The organism is Promicromonospora sp. NPDC023805 (genome assembly GCF_040639635.1).
Taxonomy (GTDB): Bacteria; Actinomycetota; Actinomycetes; order Actinomycetales; family Cellulomonadaceae; genus Promicromonospora.
In genome coordinates this window covers 62,373-85,694 of record NZ_JBFAAH010000016.1, presented here as the reverse complement: position 1 = coordinate 85,694, position 23,322 = coordinate 62,373, and the positions used below count along the sequence as shown (strand labels likewise).

At 73.1% G+C, this 23,322-nt stretch carries 16 protein-coding genes; 8 read left to right on the top strand and 8 right to left on the bottom strand.

The genetic code is table 11. The annotated features are described in order from the left end of the window. Positions 1-15 precede the first annotated feature (15 nt). The 3 genes from AB0F70_RS16835 to AB0F70_RS16825 all read left to right on the top strand — a co-directional run bounded on the left by AB0F70_RS16835 (position 16) and on the right by AB0F70_RS16825 (position 2,426). Positions 16-363 carry a chorismate mutase gene (locus AB0F70_RS16835; protein WP_357450302.1) on the top strand — a complete coding sequence of 116 codons (348 nt, stop codon included), beginning with the start codon at positions 16-18 and terminating at the stop codon, positions 361-363. 202 nt (positions 364-565) lie between these two features. Continuing rightward, positions 566-1,744, top strand: coding sequence for a hypothetical protein (locus tag AB0F70_RS16830; protein WP_357450299.1), 1,179 nt, complete (start codon positions 566-568; stop codon positions 1,742-1,744). Positions 1,745-1,919: 175 nt separating this feature from the next. Continuing rightward, the gene (locus AB0F70_RS16825; protein ID WP_357450297.1) at positions 1,920-2,426 is read left to right on the top strand and encodes a DUF1877 family protein; all 507 of its coding nucleotides are present in this window, start codon (positions 1,920-1,922) and stop codon (positions 2,424-2,426) included. A gap of 134 nt (positions 2,427-2,560) precedes the next feature. Here AB0F70_RS16825 and valS read toward each other — a convergent pair whose 3' ends face one another. From valS to AB0F70_RS16810, 3 genes are all read right to left on the bottom strand, one after another. Continuing rightward, a complete protein-coding gene (valS, locus tag AB0F70_RS16820; protein ID WP_357450294.1) occupies positions 2,561-5,314 on the bottom strand; it encodes a valine--tRNA ligase in 2,754 nt (917 codons plus the stop codon). A gap of 83 nt (positions 5,315-5,397) precedes the next feature. Continuing rightward, complete coding sequence (locus AB0F70_RS16815; protein WP_357450290.1) at positions 5,398-5,964, bottom strand: hypothetical protein; 567 nt, start codon at positions 5,962-5,964, stop codon at positions 5,398-5,400. A 149-nt stretch (positions 5,965-6,113) separates the two neighbouring features. Then, the gene (locus tag AB0F70_RS16810) at positions 6,114-9,719 is read right to left on the bottom strand and encodes an ABC transporter ATP-binding protein (RefSeq protein ID WP_357450287.1); all 3,606 of its coding nucleotides are present in this window, start codon (positions 9,717-9,719) and stop codon (positions 6,114-6,116) included. 126 nt (positions 9,720-9,845) lie between these two features. On the opposite strand from AB0F70_RS16810, the gene AB0F70_RS16805 reads away from it, so the two are divergent. Together AB0F70_RS16805 and AB0F70_RS16800 are read left to right on the top strand one after the other, a co-directional pair. After that, on the top strand, positions 9,846-10,574 hold the full coding sequence (locus tag AB0F70_RS16805) for a DUF6597 domain-containing transcriptional factor (RefSeq protein WP_357450284.1): 729 nt from the start codon (positions 9,846-9,848) through the stop codon (positions 10,572-10,574). 10 nt (positions 10,575-10,584) lie between these two features. Then, positions 10,585-11,466 (top strand): hypothetical protein, encoded by an 882-nt coding sequence (locus AB0F70_RS16800; protein WP_357450281.1) that lies wholly within the window; start codon positions 10,585-10,587, stop codon positions 11,464-11,466. Here AB0F70_RS16800 and AB0F70_RS16795 read toward each other — a convergent pair. Then, positions 11,417-12,343: a LysR family transcriptional regulator gene (locus AB0F70_RS16795; protein ID WP_357450278.1), complete on the bottom strand. Its 927-nt coding sequence runs from the start codon at positions 12,341-12,343 to the stop codon at positions 11,417-11,419. The genes AB0F70_RS16800 and AB0F70_RS16795 overlap by 50 nt on opposite strands. A gap of 142 nt (positions 12,344-12,485) precedes the next feature. Here AB0F70_RS16795 and AB0F70_RS16790 point away from each other — a divergent pair, with 142 nt between their 5' ends. Both AB0F70_RS16790 and AB0F70_RS16785 read left to right on the top strand, forming a co-directional pair. After that, positions 12,486-13,325 (top strand): SDR family NAD(P)-dependent oxidoreductase, encoded by an 840-nt coding sequence (locus AB0F70_RS16790; RefSeq protein ID WP_357450275.1) that lies wholly within the window; start codon positions 12,486-12,488, stop codon positions 13,323-13,325. 21 nt (positions 13,326-13,346) lie between these two features. Continuing rightward, positions 13,347-14,348 carry a TIGR03557 family F420-dependent LLM class oxidoreductase gene (locus AB0F70_RS16785; protein WP_357450443.1) on the top strand — a complete coding sequence of 334 codons (1,002 nt, stop codon included), beginning with the start codon at positions 13,347-13,349 and terminating at the stop codon, positions 14,346-14,348. 40 nt (positions 14,349-14,388) lie between these two features. On the opposite strand, the gene AB0F70_RS16780 is transcribed toward AB0F70_RS16785, so the two are convergent. Beyond that, on the bottom strand, positions 14,389-15,897 hold the full coding sequence (locus AB0F70_RS16780; protein WP_357450272.1) for a serine/threonine-protein kinase: 1,509 nt from the start codon (positions 15,895-15,897) through the stop codon (positions 14,389-14,391). Positions 15,898-16,053: 156 nt separating this feature from the next. Here AB0F70_RS16780 and cofE point away from each other — a divergent pair, with 156 nt between their 5' ends. Further along, positions 16,054-16,845, top strand: coding sequence for a coenzyme F420-0:L-glutamate ligase (gene cofE, locus AB0F70_RS16775; RefSeq protein ID WP_357450269.1), 792 nt, complete (start codon positions 16,054-16,056; stop codon positions 16,843-16,845). A gap of 107 nt (positions 16,846-16,952) precedes the next feature. Here cofE and AB0F70_RS16770 read toward each other — a convergent pair whose 3' ends face one another. The 3 genes from AB0F70_RS16770 to AB0F70_RS16760 are packed head-to-tail and all read right to left on the bottom strand — an operon-like array spanning position 16,953 to position 23,247. After that, entirely contained in the window at positions 16,953-21,011 is a 4,059-nt protein-coding gene (locus tag AB0F70_RS16770) for an ATP-binding protein (protein ID WP_357450265.1), read from the bottom strand. Continuing rightward, entirely contained in the window at positions 21,008-21,733 is a 726-nt protein-coding gene (locus tag AB0F70_RS16765) for a DUF4194 domain-containing protein (RefSeq protein ID WP_357450262.1), read from the bottom strand. Before AB0F70_RS16765 ends, AB0F70_RS16770 begins: the two co-directional genes overlap by 4 nt. Continuing rightward, positions 21,730-23,247, bottom strand: coding sequence for a DUF3375 domain-containing protein (locus tag AB0F70_RS16760; RefSeq protein WP_357450259.1), 1,518 nt, complete (start codon positions 23,245-23,247; stop codon positions 21,730-21,732). Before AB0F70_RS16760 ends, AB0F70_RS16765 begins: the two co-directional genes overlap by 4 nt. Positions 23,248-23,322: the final 75 nt, after the last annotated feature.

Sequence of the window (23,322 nt, the reverse complement as noted above, 5' to 3'; positions counted from 1 at the left end):
GGTTAGCCTTTTCCTGTGTCTGACAACGAACCGACCAGCGCTCCGGTGCCGTCCGAGATCATCCGGCTCCGCGGGAGCATCGACAACATCGACGCGGCGCTCGTGCACCTGCTCGCCGAGCGGTTCAAGATGACGCGGAGGGTCGGTGAGCTGAAGGCGGTAGGCGGTCTGCCGCCGGCGGACCCGTCGCGGGACCAGCAGCAGATCGCGCGGCTCACGGCGATCGCGGAGGAGTCGGGTCTCGACCCCGAGTTCGCGGTGCAGTTCCGCCAGTTCATCGTGAGCGAGGTCATTCGCCACCACGAGCTCATCGCCGCGCGGCACAAGGGCGACAACCTGCCTGAGGTCGACACATACGCTTGAAGGGGTTAGCCCTTTGAGGCGCCTTTGCCGGTTGCTGGCCTGAGGTCAACATCTGGTGGTGAAGATTTGGTGCTCCGGTCACAGGCAATTCCGGCCTGGGGGTGGCGTGTCCTCGCGATCCGTCGTTTCCTGGAGGGAACGCCGAGGCGACGTCGTGCGGTACGGCACTTCTCCGACCTCGGCGGGAGACGCGGAGGTTTGTATGAAGATCGACTGGCTCAAGCCCCTCCTCGGCCACCAGGGCCCCTTTGCGACCCTGCACCTGGACGCTACGCCGTCCGAGCAGGCCGCCGAACGTGACGTCGAGGGCCGGTGGAACTCGGCGCGCAAGGACCTGGCACAGCAGGGGACCCCGGACACCGTGCTGGATGCCATGGGAGAGGTGGTGCTGCGACCCACGAGGGTCCCGGGACCGCACGGCCGGGTGGTCATCGCCGACGACACCGGCGTGCTGGTGGACCGCGTGGTGAACAACCCGCCGGCTGCCACGACGTGCTCGTGGGCCGCCGTGCCGGCGCTGCTCCAGGCCGCGCTGGCCGCCGACGAGTCGGTGGAGCTGCTCAAGGTGATCGTCGACCGGCAGGGCGTGGACTTCTTCCGCGTGGGGCCGGGCGGCAAGGTGCACAGCACGTTCCAGGCCCCGCACGACGAGATCGAGAAGACCGGGTCCACCAGGGTCAAGCGGTCCCGCATCGAGTCGCGCGCCGAGGACTCCTGGGAGCGCAACGCGGAGGCGATCGCGGCCGAGACGGAGCGGCACGTCGCCGACACCAGGCCTGAGCTGGTGCTGATGACGGGGGACAAGCGCGTGGTGTCGCAGGTGCGCGCCGCGCTGACCCCGCCGACGGCCGAGAAGGTGGTCGAGGTCTCGGGCGGCGGTCGCGGTGCCGGGGTGCACGAGGGCGCGTTCGCCGAGCGGGTGAGCGACGCGCTCGACTCGTACCGGGAGCGGCGCCGGGAGCGTGTCCTGGCGGAGCTGCGGCAGGAGCTCGGCCGTGAGTCGAACGCGGTGATGTCGGTGGACGACGTCGTCTCGGTGCTCGCCCGAGGTCAGGTCAAGGAGCTCGTCCTCGCGGAGGAGTACGGCACGGGCAACGCGCCGATGAACGGTCGCAGGCTCTGGATCGGCCCGGACCCGATGCACATCGCGGCCTCCCGGTCCCAGCTCGAGGCGATCGGCGTGACGGAGCAGCTCGAGGAGCTGCCGGTCTCGGTGGCGCTCGTACGCGCCGCCGTGGGGCAGGACGCCGGCCTCACGTTCGCCCCCGAGGGCTCCGTCGAGCTCATGGACGGAGTCGCGGCGACGCTGCGCTGGCGTGACGAAGGTACGCCAACGGAGGCGCTCGCGAGCATGTCGGGGGATGATCGGAGGTTGCACTGACGTCCCGCGTTAACTCGGTGTGAATTCACCCGCCCGTTCTGGGGGACTAATGCCCCCAGAACGGGCACGGATTCGTATAGATTTTCCGTTTTACCGTCTATGGGAAAATGTTGCACAGAAACGTGTCCGTTTTGCCCATACACACGGAAACGCATTATCGGTACGGTCACGGGCCATGGGGATGATTCATTGTGAGTACGCGCGGCTAGCCGCCGAAGACTTCGACAAGGCACGCACCGATCCGACCTGGGCGCTCGAGCACATCGACGAGCTCGCGGGCGAATGGGTGCAGATGGACCTTCCGGCACAGGAAGCGAGGTATTTCAGCATCGGGACCGTCTGGGGTCCGCTGCACAACGTGCTGCGGGTGCACGGCGGGATGCCCGTCGATCCGGTACAGGGTGGAGCCGAACTGGGTTCCGCCGACGGGATCACGCCGGTGCGCTACCTCGGCCCTGATGACGTGGAGAAGGCCGCCGCGTTCCTGGTCGGTACGTCGTTCGACACCCTGGCGCCGCTCGCCGACGCCGCTCAGGTGTGCGACGAGGACGTCTGCCCGGACCCGGGCGAGCACGCAGCCGAGACGGACGCCGAGCGTCTGGCGCAGGCCTACGACGAGCTGACCGCGTTCTACGGTGCCGCCGCCGAGGCCGGCGACGCAGTGGTCCTGATGCTCAACTGACCCGCCGAGGTAGACAGACGGCGAGGTAGTCATCTGGCGAGGTAGTCACCCCCGCGTTCTGCGGTGACTACCTCGCCAGGCGACTACCTCGCCACATGTCTGCCTCGCCAAGGGTCTACCTCGGCGGGGTGGGGTCAGCCCTTGTTGCGGGGCGGGGCCTCGCCCAGCTCGCTCGACGTCACGACCATGCCGCCCTGGACCGCCTGGTCACCCTGCCCCTCGGCAGCGGCCACCAGGTCGAGCGCACCCGTGACGCGGCCGGCGGCCTTGATGTCCTCGACCGCGGTCTCGACGGCGGTCAGCGACGCCGCGGGCACGGCCAGCGACGCGGCGACGATCGGGGTGCGCATAGAGGCCTTGGCCTCGGACTTCACCTTGCGCAGCGCCGCCAGGGCGTGTCCGGCCGCCGCGAGGTCCGTCGGGTCGGCGCCGTCGGACGCCGCACGCAGCGGTGTCGCGACGGGCCACTCCGCGCGGTGCACCGAGCCCTCGCGCCACCAGGACCAGACCTCCTCGGTGGCGAACGGGAGGTACGGCGCCAGGAGCCGCAGCATGGTGTCGAGCGCGATCGCCAGCGTGGTGCGGGCCGACGTGGTCTCGGCGGAGAGATTGTCCGCGTCGTCGCCGGCGCCGTAGGCACGGTCCTTGACGAGCTCGAGGTAGTCGTCGCAGAACGCCCAGAAGAACGTCTCGGTGAGCTCGAGCGCACGGGTGTGGTCGTAGGACTCCAGCGCAGTGGTGGCCTGCTCGACCACGCCCGCCAGCCCCGCGAGCATGGACCGGTCGAGAGCGACGGTCACCGCCGCCGGGTCGAGCGCGATCTCGCTACCCGCGCCGCCGCCGAACGACAGCGCGAACTTCGAGGCGTTGAGGACCTTGATCGCCAGACGGCGGCCGATCTTCATCTGCCCCACCTCGAACGCCGCGTCCGTGCCCAGGCGCGCGGACGCCGCCCAGTACCGCACCGCGTCGGAGCCGTGCTCCACGAGCAGGTCCATCGGCGTGACGACGTTGCCCTTGGACTTCGACATCTTCTTGCGGTCCGGGTCGAGGATCCAGCCGCTGATCGTCGCGTTCTTCCAGGGCAGCACCTTGTTCTCCAGGTGCGAGCGCACCACCGTGGAGAAGAGCCAGGTACGGATGATGTCCTGGCCCTGGGGGCGCAGGTCCATCGGGTACACGCGGTCGAACAGGTCCTGGTCCCGCTCCCAGCCGCCGACGATCTGCGGCGTCAGGGACGAGGTGGCCCAGGTGTCCATGACGTCGGCCTCGCCGACGAAGCCACCGGCCTGACCACGCTGGTTCTCCGTGTAGCCGGCGGGCGCCTGGGATGTCGGGTCGATCGGCAGGGACTCCTCGGCCGGGACGATCGGGTGGTCGTAGTCGACCTCGCCGTTCGTGTCGATCGGGTACCAGAGCGGGATCGCGACGCCGAAGAAGCGCTGGCGGCTGACCAGCCAGTCGCCGTTCAGGCCGTTGACCCAGTTCTCGTACCGCACCCGCATGAAGTCGGGGTGGAAGTCGAGCTCCTTGCCGCGGCCCAGCAGCTCCTCGCGCAGCGCCTTGTCCCTGCCGCCGTTGCGGATGTACCACTGGCGCGAGGTCACGATCTCGAGGGGCTTGTCGCCCTTCTCGAAGAAGTTGGCCTTGCGCTGGGTGGCCACCGGCTCGGTCGGCATGTCGCCCGACGCGACGAGCGCGTCGACGATCGCCTTGCGCGCGCTGAACGTCGTCTTGCCCGCGACCTCGGCCTCGAACAGCTCGGCGCCCGGGCCGCCCGGGAGCCACTCCGGCACCTCACGCGTGATGCGGCCGTCGCGGTTGATGATCGAGCGCGTCGGCAGCTGCAGCTCGCGCCACCACTGCACGTCCGTGAGGTCACCGAAGGTGCAGCACATCGCGATGCCCGCGCCCTTGTCCGGCTCGGCCAGGTGGTGCGCAACCACGGGGACCTCGACGGCGAACAGCGGCGACTTCACGGTGGTACCGAACAGGTGCTGGTAGCGCTCGTCGTCGGGGTGCGCGATGAGCGCGACGACGGCGGGGATCAGCTCCGGCCGGGTGGTCTCGATGTAGACGGGCTCGCCGCCGGCCTGGTGGAAGGCGACCTTGTGGAAGTGGCCGGGGTAGTCCCGGGCCTCCAGCTCGGCCTGGGCGACGGCGGTCTGGAACGTGACGTCCCACAGGCCCGGCGCCTCGGCCTGGTAGGCCTCGCCGCGCTGCAGGTTACGCACGAACGCGCGCTGCGCCGTGGCGCGCGAGACGTCGCCGATGGTCTGGTACGTCTGGGCCCAGTCCACCGAGATGCCCAGGCGGCGCCACAGCTCCTCGAACTGCTTCTCGTCCTCGGCCGTCAGGCGCTCGCACAGCTCCACGAAGTTGCGGCGGCTGATCGGGACCTGGTCCGCGGCCTTGACGCTCTTGCCGGTGCCCTCGAACGGGGGAGTGAAGTCCGGGTCGTAGGGCAGCGACAGGTCGACGCGCACGCCGTAGTAGTTCTGGACGCGGCGCTCCGTGGGCAGGCCGTTGTCGTCCCAGCCCATGGGGTAGAAGACCTCGAGGCCGCGCATGCGCTTGTACCGCGCCACGATGTCGGTGTGCGTGTAGCTGAACACGTGCCCCACGTGCAGGGAGCCCGAGGCGGTCGGCGGCGGGGTGTCGATCGAGTAGACCTCGTCGCGGGTCTTGGTGCGGTCGAACGCGAAGGTCTGCTCGGCGGTCCAGCGCTCGTCGAACTTGGTCTCGAGACCGTCGGTGCTGACCTTGTCCGGCACCTCCTTGACCACCGCGCGTACGACGTCGGCGCCGGCTACCGAGGCGGCCGAGGAGTCGAGGGCGGGTGTGGTCGCGGCCGGGTCCGTCGGCCCGGAGGAGGCAGGAGTGCTCATGCGCACCAGTGTCCCAGATTCGAGCAAGCCGAAGTACACGTTTCCACGGTCACGGAGTGATCCGTAGTTCCGCCCCGTACGGCTCAGCCGCCATCGGCGAGCGCCTGCTCCAGGGTTGCGTCGGTGCAGGTGTCGGTGGCGACGGGACCGTCGATGGAGAGCTCGACCACTGCGTCCTGGTGCTCGGGCGACGACTGGCCGCCGCCGCTGAGCTCGACCGACCAGCCGTTGGGCGCCACGGACTCGACCCAGATGTCGCCGCCGTGCTCGGAGTGCTGCTGCTCGGACATCGGCTCCATGCCGTGCTCCTCGAGCACCGGGTCGACCTCCGCGGCGAGCGAGGCGAGCAGCGCCTGGGCATCATCGATGGTGCCGGTCCCGTTGGCGCTCGTGACGAAGAGGTAGCAGAGCCCGTCCTCCTGCTCGGTGACCGACGGATAGCTGGCCAAGGATTCGGCCCACGTCAGGTCGCGCGCGTCCGGCGCCTCCTCGAGCGCGGCCAGGACGTCGTCGTACAGGTCCGTGTAGGTGGTGAGGGCCTCGTCGAGGGGCGGCGCCTGCTCGGTGGGGCCCTCGGGTGTGCAGCCGGTGAGGGCCGCAGCCGCGAGCGCTGCGGCGAGGGCGGCGGGGACGGTCCGGGATGCGCGCACGAGGTGCTCCTTGACGAGTCGTGGGCTGCTTGCCCGTGATCGGTCTCGGACGCTATCAGCGCCCGCAGCGGCTGTCTCGGCCCTGGCAGGGGGAGCACTCCCCATGGTCAGTCGGCCAGGGTCAGTCGGCCAGGATCAGCCGGCCAGGGTCAGCCCGCCAGGTGGGACCAGCGCGGTTCGAGGTCACGCCAGTGCCCGACGGCGGCGACGCGCCCGCCGTCGAGCACGACCACCCGGTCGGCGGTCGCGAGCGTCGCCGCGCGCGACGTGGTGCCCAGCACCGTCGTACCGGCGGACCGCAGCCGGGACCAGACCTCCGCCTCGGTGACGGCGTCGAGCGCGGAGGAGACATCGTCCACGAGGAGCAGGTCGGAGCCGGTGGCCAGCGCCCGGGCCAGGCCGAGCCGCTGCACCTGACCGCCCGAGAGCCGCAGGCCGCGGTGCCCCACCAGCGTGGCCGTGCCGCCCGCCTCGGCGATGTCACGGCCGAGCCCGGCAGCGTCTACCGGACCGGTGACGGGGCGGTCGTGGTCGAGCCGTACGTTGTCCGCGAGCGTTCCCGACACGACGTGCGGCACCTGCGCGACGTGCGCGACGCGTGGCGGGCGCAGGAACGTCTCCGGATCGGTGACCTCCTCGCCGTTCCAGCGCAGCCGCCCACCCAGGTCGACAAGACCCGACAGGGCCCCGAGCAACGACGACTTGCCGGACCCGACCCGCCCCACGACCAGCACGAGCTCGCCGCGCCGCACCGTGAGGTCCACGCCCGCTACGCCCACCGTGCCGTCGTCGTGCGTCGCGCTGACGCCGTCCAGCCGCAGCTCCCGCAGCGTGCCCGGCGCGGCGGAGGGCGTCCCCGCGGCAGCTGACGCCGCCAGGTCCGACGCGGTCGCGTCCGACGCAGCCGGGTCCGCGGTGCCGGCGAACAGGTCGAGGTCACTTGGCACGTCGGCCAGCCGCTCCGTGCCGGCGTACCGGGAGGTGACCTCTACCCAGCGGCGGGCGGACGCGGCGCTGGTGACGAGCTCACCCAGTCCGTACCCGATCCAGCTGAAGGTACCTATCGAGGTGCTGACCAGGAGGGTGGTGGCGAGCGACCATGTCCCGCCGAGGTGCAGCGACCACGCCAGGACCATCGCGATCCGGCTCAGCACCGAGGGTGCGAGCCCGACGAGGAAGCTGGTGCGCTCCTCACGCAGCGAGGCCTGCACACGGCGTCCGTCCACCCGGGCGACCTGCGCGAGCACACCGCCGGTAGCTGCAGCGAGCTTGACCGTACGAACCGCGTCGAGGGCTGATCCGAGCAGGCGGCCCAGCTCGGCGGCGGCATCACCCGCGCGCCGGGCGGCGGCCGCGACGGACCGGCTGCCCAGTACCTGCGCCGCGAACATCACCGCCGCCATGACCAGCCCGATCGCACCGGCGAGGAGGCTGTCGCTCAGCACTATGAGCAGCGCCAGCGTGAACGGTGCGGTGACGACCTCGCGCCAGGCCTGGGTGTGGCCGGTGAGGCGGTACTCCTCCTGGGCCCGCGCGGCGATCTCACCGGGGGCGTCACGCACCGTGCGGCGCTGCGCCGTCTGCCCGCGCAGGACGGCGAGGCGCAGCCGCAGCCGCGAGTCGGCCCACCAGCGGGCGCTCGTCAGGCGGATGGTGAACGGCAGCAGGGTGTTGGCCACGACCGCGGCCAGGATGGCACAGGCAAGCAACCAGGGCGCCGAGCCCTGCTCCAGGTCGACGACGAGCGACGCCCACAGCCAGCCGACGATCAGGCCGGTGGTGGTGAGGTAGTCGGTGAGCTCCCAGACGACGGCCGGGAGCAGCAGGCCGAGCGGACGGGCGCGCAGCGTGCTCCACACGGCGCGGACCATCGACGTGCGCGGCGGCGCGGGATCCTGGCCATGTCCGGCCCGTGCGGAGCCTGCCGCGTGATCGACGCCGGCGAGCTCCACGGGTGACGTCCGCGGAGCTTGACCGGTGCCTGTGCCGGTACTGGCGTCGGCGTCGGTATCGGTGTCCGCGGGCGGATCCGCGAGCCCCGCCGCGGCGACGAGCTGGGCGAAGTGCCCGTCCGCGGCCGCCAGCCGGTCCCAGGGGCCGTGCTCCACCAGGCGTCCGCCGTCGAGCACCGCGACCGTGTCGGCATGCCGCGCGGTGGGCAGCCGGTGCGCGACGACCAGTGCCGTCCGGCCCGCCAGGAGGGTTCGCGCGGCGAGGGTGACGCGCTCCGCCGTCGCCGGGTCCATCCGGGCCGTCGCCTCGTCGAGCACGACCACCTCGGCGTCCCGCACCAGGAGGCGCGCGAAGGCCACGAGCTGTTCCTCCCCGGCGGACAGGGTCACGCCGTCGGACCCGAGGCGGGTGTCCAGGCCGTTCGGCAGCGACGCGACCCAGGCCCGCAGGCCGAGAACTTCCACCGCCTGCTCCACGCGTTCCGCGGGTACCGGAGCCCAGAGCGTGATGTTCTCGGCGAGGGTCGCGGCCAGGATCTCGGTGCGCTGCCCGACGACGCCGACGCGGGTGCGCAGCTCGTGCAGGTCCAGTCCGGTGATGTCCCGACCCTCCAGGAAGACGCTCCCGGCGGGCGGCTCGACCGCTCGGGACAGCATCTTGGTCAGGGTGGTCTTGCCCGAGCCTGTCCGCCCCACCAGCGCACACGTGCTGCCCGCCGGGATCGTCAGGGACAACGGGCCCAGGCGGAAGCCGCCGCCGTACCCGAACGTCAGGTCACGCAGCTCGACGTCCACCCCGGAGGCGCGGCGGGGGAACGCGTCGCCGCCGACGGGTTCCTCGGGCACACCCAGCAGGTCGCGCACGCGGTGGAACGTGCCGATCGCCTCCTCGACGCGTGGCAGGAGACGGCCCAGGACATCCACCCGGCCGACGAAGCCCGTGACGAGCAGCCACAGCGTGACCAGCCGGGCGACGTCGAGCGTGCCGCCCGTGACCGCCCACACCCCGCCCACGAGGACGGCGCCGACGAGGGCGTCCAGCGGGAGCTCGGTACGCAGCCGCACCCGGGAGAACACGACCGACCACTCCTCCCGGAGCCGGATCTGACGTGCCGCCAGCTCGGCGTACCGGCGCAGCACGTACCGCTGGCCGTGGGCGGTGCGCAGGTCGTCCCGCGCGGCGATGGCCTCCTCGAGCTGCGCCATGTGGTCCGAGCCTGCCTCCGAGCTGCGCCTGCTGAGGTCGCGCAGCGGCCGCGCCGCCCGCCGCGCGAACACGAGCACCACGGCGGCCACCAGGGGAAACGCGATCCAGGCGGGCCACCACACCAGGCCGGCGGTCACCCACCCGACCACCAGGCTGATCGCCGCCTGCCCCAGCGTGATGCCGATACCGCTGATCGCGCGGGTGAGCCGCTCGGGATCGCCGTTGACGCGGTCCAGGAGCTCGCCCACCGCCTGCTCCTCGAGCGCGGGCAGCGGCTGGTTCAGGGCCGCCGTGGCGAGGTCGACCCGGAGCGTTGCCTCCGCGCGAGCCACCGCACGCTGCACGACCAGCCACGTCACGGCGTCCAGCACGACGACCGCCGCGCTCACCACCGCGAGCACGATCAGCGTCTCCCGGGCAGGATCGGCGGCCATCCGGCCCGTGACCACCGCCACGTACGACGAGGCCATGGCCGCCAGCAGCGCGGCCGGGACCGCGACGGCGGCCACCCGCAGTGCGCGGCGACGCCACGAGGCGCGGCGCTGGTCGCCGGCCTCGCTCGTTCGACGGCTCGGCCGAGCCGGGGTGTGGGGCATGGCTCGACTCTGCCACCGGCCACTGACACTCGGTCCGGCCCCGGGGCAGCCGCCGATGGGATCGCTCGGGGGGCCTGTGGTCCGGACCTGATGTGGGTGTCAGAGGGTCGACGTAGCGTGGATTTCGTGACCTACCGCGAGCTCGCACCGCCCACCGGCCTGCTGCCGGTGGTGGCCTGCCTGTGGGAGCACGACCTACCGCCCGACCATGAGCAGCGGATCATCCCTGACGGTTGTGTCGACCTGGTCCGGCTCGAGGGAGAGCTCGTGGTCGTCGGCGCAGACACGGGTCCGGTCGTCGCCCGGTCGCACGCCACGGCGGCGTCGGCCCGGACCAGCGGCATCCGGCTCCGGCCGGGCGCGGCGGGCGCCGTCCTCGGCATCCCTGCCTCAGAGGTGCGTGACCTGCGGGTACCGCTCGCCGACGTGTGGCCCGACGTCGGCCCGGCGCTCGCCGACGCACTCAGCGCGGCGGACCCCGCGGGGCGGTTGGACCTGCTCGCGCGCGCGGTGGTGCGGCGAAAGGCCGAACGGGACGGGCTCGTCGCGGCGGCCGCACGGCGGCTCGGGGTGCCGGGCTCGCGGATCTCCGGCGTCGCCCAGGACCTTGGCGTGAGCGAGCGGCACCTGCACCGCCGCACCGTGGACGCGGTTGGCTACGGGCCCAAGACGCTGGGGCGGGTGGCCCGGCTGCGGCGGCTGATCGGCCTGTCCGCGGGCGCGCCGTCGTCCCTCGCGGAACGCGCGGCCGCGGCCGGGTACGCGAGCCAGGCACACATGTCCGACGAGGTGCGCCGCCTGACCGGCCTCACACCCGTCCGTTTTCTGGAAGACGCCGCACTGACGGCTGCCTAACGTCGAATCCATGAGCACAACGACGAGGATCGACATCGGAGCCGCCAGGCGGTTCATCTACGACGACGCCCGCCTGCTGGAGCGGCACCGCCTCGCGGTGCTGTTCGACGGCGCGCCGGGCAGCCGTGTCCTGGACGCCCTACGTCCTTACCGGAACGACGACGGCGGGTGGGGCCACGCCCTGGAGCCCGACCTGCGTGGGCCGGACAGCCAGATCTCGGGCGCGTTGTCCGCGCTCGCGGTGCTCGCCGAGCTGGGGACCGCCACCGACCCGACGGTCATGCAGCTGGCCACCGAGACCGCCGACTGGCTGGCCTCGGTCGCGCTGCCGGACGGCCGGGTGCCGCACGTGCTCCCGACCGCCGCCGCGTACCCGGCCGCACCGTGGATGCAGCCGAACGAGGGCGGCATGCTCACGTTCGCGATCGCCGGCTACCTGTGGGATCTGGGTGCTGACCATCCCTGGCTCGACGCCGCGACGGCGTGGTGCTGGGCCCAGGTCGAGGCGGAAGGAGGCCTGGTGGGCGGCTACCCGGTCAAGTTCGCCGTCCACTTCCTCGACGCCGTGCCCGAGCCGGACCGCGCGGCCGCCGCGATCGAGCGGATCCGGCCGCTCCTGCGCGCCGACGGCACCATCCCCGTCGAGGGCGGGCAGGACGACGAGAGGCTCAGGCCGCTGGACCTGTCGGCGAGGCCCGGTGCGCCCAGCCGGGCGCTGTTCTCCGCGGACCAGATCTCCGCGGAGCTCGACCGGCTGGAGAGCGAGCAGCTGGACGACGGCGGCTGGGACTTCGACTTCCTGCACTGGTCACCGGGGCAGGCGGTGGACTGGCGCGGCATCGTCACCCTCGGGGCGCTGCAGACCCTTCGAGCGCACGGTCGGCTTCCGTAGCGTGCTCGGTCGTGTGCCGCACGAACCTCGCCACGTCGGGCGACGTAGCGGTGCACGCCCAGGCGACCCGGAGCTCGCTGACCGAGAGACCGACGACCGGCACGACCACCGTGCCGTCGGTCGGCCGCTCGGGCACGTGGGTGCTCGGCATGAAGCCCACTGCCTGGCCGAGCCGGATGCTGCCGGCGTACTGGGCGGCGTCGTGCACCACCGGACCGGGCCGCCAGTCATGGTGCTCGAGGTCCGTCCCGGTCCAGAACGCCATGGCGGCCGGCGGGAGGTCTGGCCAGACCGGGAACGTCTCGCCCGCCAGCTCGCTCCGGTGGACGACGTCCCGCCCGGCCAGCCGATGCGACCCGGGCAGCACCGCGACCCGCGGAACCGTGCTGATGAGGTCGCTGTCCAGGCCGCGGTCGTCGAACGGGCTGCGGAGCAGCGTCACGTCGGCGGCTCCCGCGCGCACCTCGCCGGCCTGGGCGCTCACCTCGACGATCGCCGCACGAGCAGGCAGCTCGTCCGGGTAGCGCTCGTTGTAGGAGTTCACCAGACGCTGCAGGGGTTCGACGTCGCACGCGCGGGCCGTCACACGCAGGTGCGGCTCCTCCCGCCCGAACCTCTTCGCCCGGGTCAGCGCGGCCTCGGCCGCCTCGACGACGCCGCGGGCGTCGCCGCTGAACTGCCGCCCGGCCTCGGTGAGCGCGATTCCCTGGGGCTGCCGCACGAACAGCGCGGACCCGATGGCGTGCTCCAACGCCCGGATCGCCCGGGACAACGCGGGCTGCGTCATCCCGAGACGTTCCGCGGCACGGGTGAAGGTGCCCTCGTCCGCCACCGCCACGAAATAGCGTATGTGCTTGAGATCGACATCCGGTGTCACATCGTGAGCATCGCATGCTCAGAAGCCATGCCGCCAGGGCATACCCCCATGCCACGCGGGCCTTGGATCATTTCTCGCGACTCCGGTGTGCTGTGTGCGGGGGCCGGCCGACCGGCCAGGCACACAGCAGAAGGAGAGAACGATGGCGCAGAACGCAGTAGTCACAGCGGGCACCCGCGGGATCGGCGCGGAGGTGGCGCGGGAGCTGGTCCGGCGCGGCTATGCGGTGACCGTGGTGGGCCGCGACGCGGAGCACGGGCAGGAGGAGGCGCGCCGGATGGGCGGCGCGCGATTCGTCCAGGCGGACCTCTCGGTGCTCGCTGAGGTTCGCGCGCTCGGCGAACGGCTCGCGGCCGAGGGCCCGCTCCAGCTCCTGGTGAACAACGTCGGCGGCATGTGGTCCGAACGCTGGGAGACGGCCGACGGCATCGAGGCGAGCTTCGCGGTCAATCACCTGTCCCCGACGGTGCTGACCGAGGCGCTGCTCGACGCGCTGCGCGCCGGCGGCCCGAGCCGGATCGTCGACGTCACGTCGTCGTCCATCGGCACCTTGAGCGGGCCGCCCGCCTACGACGACGTCGAACCGGACGAGTACTACGGCATGGCAGTCTCCGGCCGGGCCAAGCTCGCCCACCTCGCGTACACCTTGGACCTGGCCGAACGCTTGCGCGGTACCGGCGTCTCGGTGTTCGCGGCGGACCCCGGGGCCGCGGCCACGCCCAACGCAGCGGAGATGACCCCCGAGATCCTGCCGCCGGCCCTGCGTCCCCACTGGCAGCAGATCCTGGACATGCAGCTCCCCGCCGCCGAGGCCGCCCGTTCGGTGGTGTTTGCCGCCACCGACCCCTCGCTGGCGGACCGGACCGGCGTCGTCCTCGACCCGGAGTGCCGGCCGTCGGACGCCCTGACCGGCGCGATCACCCCCGGCCTGCTTGCCGCGTCCCAGGCGCTCACCGAACGGGTGCTCAGCGCCACCCTCTGAACGGAGCTCCTGCCGTCTAGGCTGTCGGGCGTGGTGACCATCGGCTATGCCGCGATGCTCGAACAGTTCGCGCCCCGGGAGGCCGTGGAGCTGGCGGCGCTCGCTGAGGCGCACGGCTTCTCCGGCATCATGGCGGCGGACCACTTCCAGCCCTGGACCCCTGCCCAGGGGCAGGCGGGCTTCGTCTGGAACGTGCTCGCGGCGGCCGCGGAGCACACCACCGGCGACCTGGGCCCCGTGACGGCGCCGACGTTCCGGTGGCACCCCGCGGTGGTCGCCCAGGCGTCGGCGACGCTCGCGGCGATGAACCCGGGCCGGCACTGGCTGGGTGTCGGCTCGGGGGAGGCCCTCAACGAGCACGTGGTCGGCGGCTACTGGCCGGAGGCCGCCGAGCGGATCAACCGCATGTTCGAGGCGGTGGAGATCATCAAGAAGCTCTTCGCCGCGTCGCTGGCCGGACGCGACGTGAAGCATTCGGGCACGTACTTCAAGCTGGAGTCGACGCGGCTGTGGACCATGCCTGCGGTGGCTCCCGAGATCCTGGTCGCGACGGCGGGTCCCGTCACCGCCCGCCGCGCGGGGCGGACGGCGGACGGGCTGATCACGCAGGCGGCGCCCCTCGACCGGATGGCTTCGCTGCTCACCCGGTTCGCCGACGGCGCCCGCGAGTCCGGCCGTGACCCGGCGCGGATGCCGAAGGCACTCCAGCTCCACCTCTCCTGGGCGCCCACGCACGACGAAGCGGTGGCCAACGCCCTGACCGAGTGGCCGGTGGGCGGTATGCGGTTCCCGCGGTCCGACATCCGCTCGCCGCACGACTTCGCGCAGCTCGCGCGGATGGTGCGCCCCGAGGACTTCGAGGGGCGCGTGCTGATCTCCGCCGACCCGGACGAGCACCGGACGTCGATCCAGCGGTACGTGGACCTCGGGTTCGACCGCATCTACCTGCACAACGTGGGCCGCAACCAGCACGAGTGGATCGAGACGTTCGGCAGAGAGGTGCTGCCCAAGCTGGTGCGGTGACGTGCCGCGCGGTGGCCGGAGGGGCCGCCTCCGGGCGACGTCAGCGAGTGGCGTCCCAGTGCCAGCTGTAGCCGTAGGACTCCTGTCGCACCTCCACCGCGGCCAGCGGAGCGACGTCGGGCAGCGTCACGGTGACGGTCACCGGCATGGTGTCCGTGAGATTGCCCTGCGTCCAGAACGTGTCCTGTGCGGTCGCGTCCGCGACCGTGCTCTTCTCGGCCTTCCCGTCCTGCCCGACGGCGTAGATCCCGAGGTACGCGCTCGGCGTCGGGTTGCCGTACACCTCCGTCCCCACCTGGTCGCACGCGAGCGTCAGCGTGGCCCGCCGCCCCTCCACCCCGGTCACGCTGGCGATCCAGCACGAGCCGTTTTCCAGATGCCTGACGGTCCCCTGTGTCCACGGATGGTCCAGGCTGCCGTCCGCGACCACCTGGACGGGGCTCGGGCTGTTCTGCGTCGGCGCCGTGTTCAGCGTCTGCCCCGTGTCTGCGGGCTCCCGATCGTCGTCGGTGAGCGAGCTCCAGATGCCGAACGCGGCCCCTGCCAGCACGGCCGTCCCGGCGACCACCGAGCTCAGGACCACCAGAGGCCGTCGTCGGCGACCTCGTTGCCCGTCGCTCCGCAGTACGCCGCTCCGTTGTACGCGACGCTCGGCGCCGCGCACCCGCCGCGGCTTGACCAGGGGGAGCGTGGCACCGGCCGGCTCGGCAGCGCCGAGCGAGTGCAGGATCGCGTCGAGGGTCGGACGGTGCTCCGGGTCCTTGACGAGGAGGGCGTCGAGGAACGGGCGCAGGTACGGGGGACAGTCGTCGTACGACGGCGGGGACGCCGCGACCCGGTACAGCACCACCGCCGGGTGGTCGCCCTCGAAGAGGTGGTTCCCGGTCGCGGCGTAGTACGCCAGCGCACCCAGTGCCCAGACGTCGGCGGCCGACGTCACCCGGCTGCCCGATGCCTGCTCCGGAGCCATGTACATCGGCGTGCCGACCGGCTGGCCGGTCATGGTCAGCCGGGTCGCGCCGACCGAGGCGACGACGCCCAGGTCGATCAGCCGGGGACCGTCCGGGCCGAGGATCACGTTGGCCGGCTTGACGTCCCGGTGCACCAGGCCGGCGCGGTGGATCTCGTGCAGTGCCTCGGTGACCCCTGCGACCAGCCGCAGCACCTCGTCCTCCCGCAGGGGGCCCTGCGCGGCCAGCGCCTGCGAGAGGGTCGGCCCGGGGACGTACTCGGTGGCGAGCCAGGGCAGCTCCGCGTCGGGATCGGCGTCGATCAGGTTCGCGATGAACCGGCTGCGGACCTTGGCGGCGGCCCGCACCTCCCGCCGGAAGCGGGTACGGAACTCGTCGTCGTGGAGCTGGGCTCCCCGGATCAGCTTGATCGCGACCTGCTCGCCGCGACGGGTGGTCCCGAGGTAGACGTCGCCCATGCCGCCGCTGCCCAGCCGGCTCCGGACCCGGAACGGCCCGATGGTGCGGGGATCGCCGGACCGCAGGGCGGCCGGCTCGGGTACGGGAACCGTCCTCTGAGCGGGCGGGTCGTGCAGCACCGGACGCTTCCCCCATCGATCGCACTACGAACCAGACATGCGCGGCTTGGGCGCGAGGCAGAGTACCGCGCCGGCAGGGCCGACCGCCTTGATACGACGGCCACGAACGGACGCCGTCCTCCACGCCGCACTCCGGCGCCCGGTGGTGGTGTGAGGATGGTCCCCGTGGAACGACTCAGCATCTGGGCCCCCGACGGGCTGCCCGAGATCAGCCCCGGCGACGACCTCGGCGAGCTGATCGCCGGCCTCCTGGCCAGCCAGGACGAGCAGGACCGGCCGCAGGACGGCGACGTCGTGGTCGTGACCTCGAAGATCGTGTCCAAGGCGGAGGGACGGGTGGTAGCGGCCGACGACCGCGAGCAGGCCATCACGGACGAGACCGTCCGGGTGGTCGCCCAGCGGCAACGGCCCGGGCTGCCGCCGCTGCGGATCGTCGAGAACAAGCTCGGCCTGGTGATGGCGGCAGCGGGCGTGGACGCGAGCAACACCCCGGAGGGCACGGTCCTGCTGCTACCCGTCGACCCGGACGCCTCGGCCCGGACGATCCGCGCCGCGCTCACCCAGCGGCTCGGTCTGCGCCGGATCGGTGTGGTCGTCACGGATACCGCCGGCCGGCCCTGGCGCGACGCCCTGGTCGACATAGCGATCGGCTGCGCAGGGATCACGCCAACTGACGACCTGCGCGGCAGCACCGACGCCCACGGCCGCCCGCTGAACGTGACGGTCACCGCCGTCGTCGACGAGATCGCGGCGGCGTCCGAGCTGGTGCGGGGCAAGTCGAGCGGGCGTGCGGTCGCCGTCGTGCGCGGCATGGGCCACCACGTCACCGCCGACGACGGCCCGGGTGCCCGCGTCCTGGTGCGGAGCAGCGCCGACGACCTGTTCCGCGAGGGCTCGGCCGAGGCCTACGCCCGAGGCCTGGCGGACGGCGGCGCGACAACCGGCTGACCCGGCGGGTCCCGGCGTACCCAGTGATTCGGCCCGAAGATCGCTCGATTCTGGGCCGGATCACTGGGCTGCCGGGGCTGCGCGGGCGTGTGCCGACCCGTCGAGCCCTACAGGGACGGGCGGCGTGAGGTCATCCTGACGACCGGCGACGTGTCGTCCCGGTCCTCAGGGGTGACGGTTACCGACCAGTCCGGCTCCGGTCCGCCGCCCTCGGCGGTGTCCGCCGCCGGCTCCGGGGTCGGGATCGGGCCTGGGTCCGACTCTGACGTCGCCGCCGGGTTCGAGTCCGAGGTCGGATCCGTGGCCGACGTCGGTTCGGACCCGGATTCCGACTCGGCAACGGGCAGCGGCGCCACTGCGGGGACCCCGCGCGGCGGCGTGGGCGTTCCGGAGTCGGCGGTCGAATCCGGGGTGCGGGGTGCGGGGGCGTCGGGATACACCACACCGGCCTGCGGCGGAGCTGCCGGTGCCGGACCCGCCGGCGGGGTGGCACTCTGCGGAGCGACGACCGGCGTCGGAGTCGACGGGACAGCCGCCGACGCACCGCCCGCCGTCGACCCACCCGCCGGAGCGACGACCGGCGTCGGAGCCGTACCCACCGAGGGCTCAGGAACGGCCGGCGTCGGCGGCCCGTCGGCCGGCCGCGCGGGTATGACCGGCGTCGGCGTCGTCCTGGCCGGCACGGAAGCCCCGCCCCGGGTCGGCGAGGCGACCGGGTCGACGTCGGGCAGCGGGGACTCCAGCAGGACCACGTCCACGCGCGACTCCCGCATCTCCCGGCAGGTCGCGAGGCCGATGCCGCCCACGTAGTCCTCGAGGGTCTGCAGCAGCTTGAGCGGCGTGGCCAGGATCATGTGGAACCCGAACGCGGCGAACGTGTCCATGGCGGTGCGGGTGAACGCCGTGTCGGCCTTGTCGAAGGCCTCGTCCAGGAGGATCGAGCCGAAGGCGGGCGTCGCGGAGTCCGAGGCACCGGCCAGCTGGTACCGCAGGGCCGCGGCCAGGCAGAAGACGACGAGCTTCTGCCGCTGGCCGCCGGACAGGCCGGCGGAGGAGTCGTGCACGGCCAGCGCTATGCCGCCCGCCGTGACCTCGACACCCGTGAAGTGCACGTGCCGCCGGGTGTCCAGGCACAGGGCGCGCCACGCGCGGTCGGCGGGATCGCTCGACCCGAGGCGACGCACCAGGCGCTCCAGCACCTCGTACTCCGGCTCGGTGTCGCTGGTGAGGGCGTCGAGGGTGGCGAGGAACTCCTCGACGGCCGCGGGCCTGCGCTCCTTGACCCGGATCTCCAGGAACCGGTCGGTGTCGAAGGGGGAGCGGCGCAGGGACGTGTTGACGCCCACGATCCGCTCGCGGATCGCCGCGGGTGCCTGCCGGATCTCGGCGGCGAGCTTGCGCAGCGCGCGTCGGGCCTGGTCGGTGAGGAGGTCGGAGAACCGTGCCTCCTGCTCCGGGAGCCGCGAGGTGCGGATGCGCTCCAGCACCTCGAGATACTGCGACCGGTCGCCGACCTGCGCCGTCAGGTCGCGGGTGATGGCGGGCCAGCGCCGGCGGAACTCGGCGAGCAGCCCGACGATCTCCCGTTCGGCGGCACCCGAGATGCGCAGCCCGGCCTCCCGCTCCGCGTCGAGCGTGCGGGACACGGTGAGCGAGACGTCGTCGATCACCTCGTGCGTCACCGTCTTGCGGACGGCGGCGTACCGCTTCTCCAGCTCCTCGCGGTGCGCGAGCGGGATGGCGTTGGTCGGGGCGTCACCGAGCTCGGAGACCACGCGTTCGAGCGAGCGACGGTGCGCGCGCGCCTCGGCGAGCGTGTCGGCGGCCACCGCCGCGGCCGCGCGGGCCTGGTCCAGGCGGGTCTCGGCCGCCGCGACGTCCTGCGACGCCTGCAACAGGTCCATCGTGCCGTCGAGCAGCCTGTCGAACGACGCCTGCGCGTCGGTCAGGTCGGCCTCGGCGGTCTCGATGTCGACCTCGCGCCACTCCCGGCGGGCCACGTGCCGCAGCGTGAGCTGGCGGCGTACGGCCTCACGCTGCTCGGCGACGGCGTCGGCCACGGCGGCGTCGGCCTCCGCGAGGCGCGCCTGCGTCGCACGGGCGAGCTCCAGGAGCTGGTCGAGGCGGTCGTCGGCGTCCCAGCCGAGCGCCCAGTCCTCGACCCCGGGCAGCAGCGGCTGCTCGATCTCCTCGGGCCCGTGCTTGATCAGGCCCTCGCGGGTCACCGCACGCTCGTGCCGGTCCAGCCCGGACGGGTCGTCCACGCACAGGTAGTCGTACTGCTCCGACAGGCGCCGGTGCAGCCAGCCCGACATCGGGCCGTCCTTCACCTCGACCTTGTGCACCAGCGAGGCGGAGTCCGTGGAGCGGGGCGCGTCGTTGCGCACGCCGACCACGCGGTAGCGCAGGCCCGGCCCGGCCCCGACGGCGCCCGCGACGGCCGCGCGGTGCGCGGGGGCCACGAGCACGACGGTGGCCAGCGGCCGCAGCACGCCCTCGATCACGGGGCGCCAGTCGGCGTCCTCCTCCCGGACGCGCAGCAGCTCTGCCGCGAACGGGAGCGCGGAGATCTCGAGCCCCGCGGCCTCGGCCACTGCCCGGCGGGCCGCCGCGAGCTCCGCGGGCACGTTCGTCTGGGTCTGCCGGACCGCCTGGATCCGCGTGGCGACGGCCTCGTGCCGCAGCCCGACGACGGAGCGCGCCGCCAGCACCTCCCGGATGTTCACGTCGAGCGCCTCGGGCGCCCGCGACCGCCCGACCGTCGCGAACGCGCCGGTGGTGACGGCGGGAAGCGCACCCGTCGCGACCCCGGCTGCCGACGGGACGGGGCCCGTCGAGACGGCGGGCACCTGCCCTGTCGAATGAGCAGGCGAGTGAGCAGGCGCGACGGCGGGCAGGGCGCCCGTCAGCGTCGGTACCGAGCCGGTGGCCAGCGGCCGCGCGCCGCCGAGCTCCCACCTGGCCTTCTCCTTGAGCGCCGCGAACTCCGCGAACGTCTCGGGCATGTTCATGCCCACCGACTGCAGGTCGGTGGAGAGCTCACCGCGCCGGGTACGGACCAGCGCGGCGATCTCGCCGGCCCGCTGGAGGCGGTCGGCCTGCGTGGCGAGCGCCTGGCCGCCCCGCGCGCCGAGCACGTTGACAGCCTGCTGGTGGGTGTTCGCCGCGACGTCGACCTCGGTGTCCGCGGCCTGGCGGTGGTGCTGCGCCCGGTCCTCGGCCGCCCGCGCCTCCGCCAGCGCGCCGTGCGCCAGGTCGAGCTTCCACGCGTCCTTGAAGGTCTCCAGCGACCCGCGCAGCGTGGCCGCGCGCACACCGGCCGACGACCCCTCGTCGTACGCCTTGGTCAGGGACGCGAGCCGGTTCAGGTGCTCGATCTGCCGGCGCGAGGTCTCGATGTCGGCGTAGGCCCGCGCCACGTCCGCGAACTGGTGCACCGCCTGGGCGGCCAGCTCGAACGTGCTGGGCTCGTCCAGCATGTGTCCACGGAACAGGTCGTCCAGGCTGCCCAGGTTCTTCGCCGACTGGGTGCGGTGCAGCAGCACCAGCGCCTGCTCCGAGCCGATCCCCAGTGCCTGCGTGAACGCCGCGGCGAACGGGCCGTGGCGCTCGCTCACCGTCGCCGTGGGCCAGGCGCCGGTCACGCCGCCGACGTCGGGCCCGGACCGCACGTACCGCTCGAACTCCAGCAACCCCACGTCCTCCCGCACCACCACGTGCAGCATGGACGGGGCCGAGGACCCGCGCGTCAGGTGGAACAGGCGCACGAGCGTCACGGCGGAGTCTGGCGCATCCGTGCCGTTCGAGTAGTGCAGCAGGATGCCCGACCAGGTCGCGCCCGAACGCAGGTGGTCGGCAACCACCTCGCCCGTGCTCTCGTCGGTGCGGTGCCGCCAGGCGCCGCGCACGTACGAGACGACGTCGCGGTCGCCCGCCTCGCGCTCGGTCGCGCCCGTGCCGGCGGCCGCCACGTTGAACCGCAGGTGCTCCGGCGGGGTCAGGACCGCCGCCACGGCGTCGACCAGCGACGACTTGCCGGAACCCGAGTGGCCGGTGAGCAGGAAACCCTCGCGGGGGACCGGCACCACGTGGTGCCCGGAGAACGTGCCCCAGTTGACCAGCTCGACGCGCGCGAGGCGCCACTGTCCGGGGTGGGGCGTGTTCATGCGCTCTCCTTCGCCAGTCGTGCGTACTCGGCGCTCAGCGCCGCTACCTGGTCCGCACCGAATACGGTCCGCAGCACGGGCGAGACCACGCACCGGTCCCCGCTGAGCGGCTCCAGCATGCCCGACTCGGTCAGCCGGGCCCACGTCGCGTCCAGCTGCCGCGTGAAGTCCATGGGCGAGCCCCCGCCGCGTCGCCGGTACTGGCCGAGATGGTCGGCCGCCTCGTCGCGGCTGACCGCGACCCGCCCGTCCGGCGAGTCCAGCAGCAGGGCACGCAGGTACAGCAGCAGCGCGGTGTCTAGGAAGGTCAGCGTCAGCTCGCGCACCACCTGCGGTGCGTCCGCCGCCGGCACGTCGCGCACAAACGCGACCTGCGCGTCGGCGTCGACCACCAGGTCGAGGTACTGGTCGGAGAGGCGCTCGCGGACCACGTCCTCGTGGGACAGGAGCGCACGCCAGGTGTCCGGGTCGGACTCGGCGGCCAGATAGGGGCCGCGTACGAGGCGGGCCAGCGCGAGCCGGGCCGGGGCGGGCAGCGTGCCGTGGTCACCCGGCCAGAGATGGGCGCCCGTACCGGCATCGCTCCCGGTCTCCGGGCCGGCCCCGCTCCCGATGCCCGACGACGACGCGCCGCTGCCGGCCGGCCGGCCGGGCCGGGCGCTGGTGAGGTCTGAGGTGCCGGGCGTCGTCTGGCCGGTTCCTGTCACGGTGGGTTCGGTCACGGGACATGCTCCTCGAACTGGTGCTGGGGTAGTACGGCCCGTCGCACGACACCGCGCGAGGACCGCCAGTTCACGTCTTCGTTCTTTCCGGTGGCCACGCCGTTCTGCTCGGCGAGGGTCAGCAGGCCGACCACGCTCGCGGCGCCCTGGGTAGCCGGGTGCGCGGCGAGCACCGACGACACGGTGGCGCGGCCCACGGCCGCGACCCGCTCGTTCACGTGCCCGCGCAGCTCGTCCACGTCGATCTCGGAGTCGCGGGCCATCGCCCGCAGCGCCGAGAGCGAGACGATCCGCGGCGGGGGAGTGGGCGCGGCGGGCGGTGCCTCCGCGTCCTCCCCACCCGGGTTGTGCGGCAGCAGGCCGCCGACGGACCGGGGTGCGACGGTGCCCAGCGGCAGCCTGAGGCGCATCTCGGCCCCAGGTGCGACGTCGGGGGCGGCGGCGAGGGCCGCGTCCTGCGCCTGGCCGAGCAGACGGCGCAGGGCGCGCTCGGCAGGGAGCTCGCCGGACCGGACCATGCGCTGCAGCGCACGGCGCAGGCCGGCCATCGTGTCGGTGAGCTCGTCGGCGGCGTCCTGCAGCGTGGGCAGGAGGCGGCGCAGCGCCGACGCCTCGGCGGGTGTCAGGTGGACGGTGTCGAGCACCCGGCCGACGTCGTCCTGCGCCGTGTGCTCCGCACGTTGCAGGAGGTCGCGGAACGCGACCAGGCCCCGCCCGGCCTCGGACTCGGCCAGGTGGTCCACGCCGCGGTAGATGTCGTCGAGGAAGGTGTCGCGCGAGCCGTCGGACTCCAGGAGGCGGCGGCGCAGCTCACGGTCCGTGCGCTCCAGGTCGGTGCGGACCCTGGCCAGGTCGGCGGGGATGTCGCCGGCCAGCGCGAGGAGCTCGCGGGCGCGTTCCGCGGCGGACTCCGGGGGCAGCGCGGCGGAGTCGCCCCGGCGGGCCCGCTCGATCCGGGCGTCCAGGGCAGCGCGCTGCTCCAGCAGGGACGCGAGCCGCGTCTCGGGGTCGGGGTCCGCATCGGAGGCGAGCGTGTGCAGGCCGTCGAGGATCGTGCCGAGCCTTGACGGCGTCACCGCCGGGTGGGGTTTGCTCAGCCGGGAGACGAAGCGGACGGCGAGCAGGGCGCCGTCGGACAGCTCGACGGTCTCGGTGCCCGGTTCGCCCGCCACCTGCGCGGCCCGCCGCCGCACGAGAACTCCCTCGTCTATCCACTCGGAGACGTAGAAGTAGCCGGAGTAGGGCAGCTCGAAACCCGCGCGGCGCAGCTCGGGCAGGTCGTCGTCGATCCGCTCGGCGAGCTGCTCCACGGGCAGCCTGCGGCGGGAGGCGCCGAGGTTGCGGTCCAGCAGGACGACGGCGGCCGCGGCGTTCCTCGAGCGCAGCAGCACCCAAGCGGGGTGCTCCTGCAGGAGGGCGCGCACGCCCCGTGCCGCCTGGCCGCGCCGACCTGAGCCGTGCCCGGCGGACTGCCGGGACACGGCCGCGTCACCCGGTGTGCTCGCTGTGCCCATGGGGGCTGAGAGTAGTAGGCCAACGTGTCGGAGCGGCACCCCCGGTGGAATCCGCGCCACATGCCCTGTCGATGA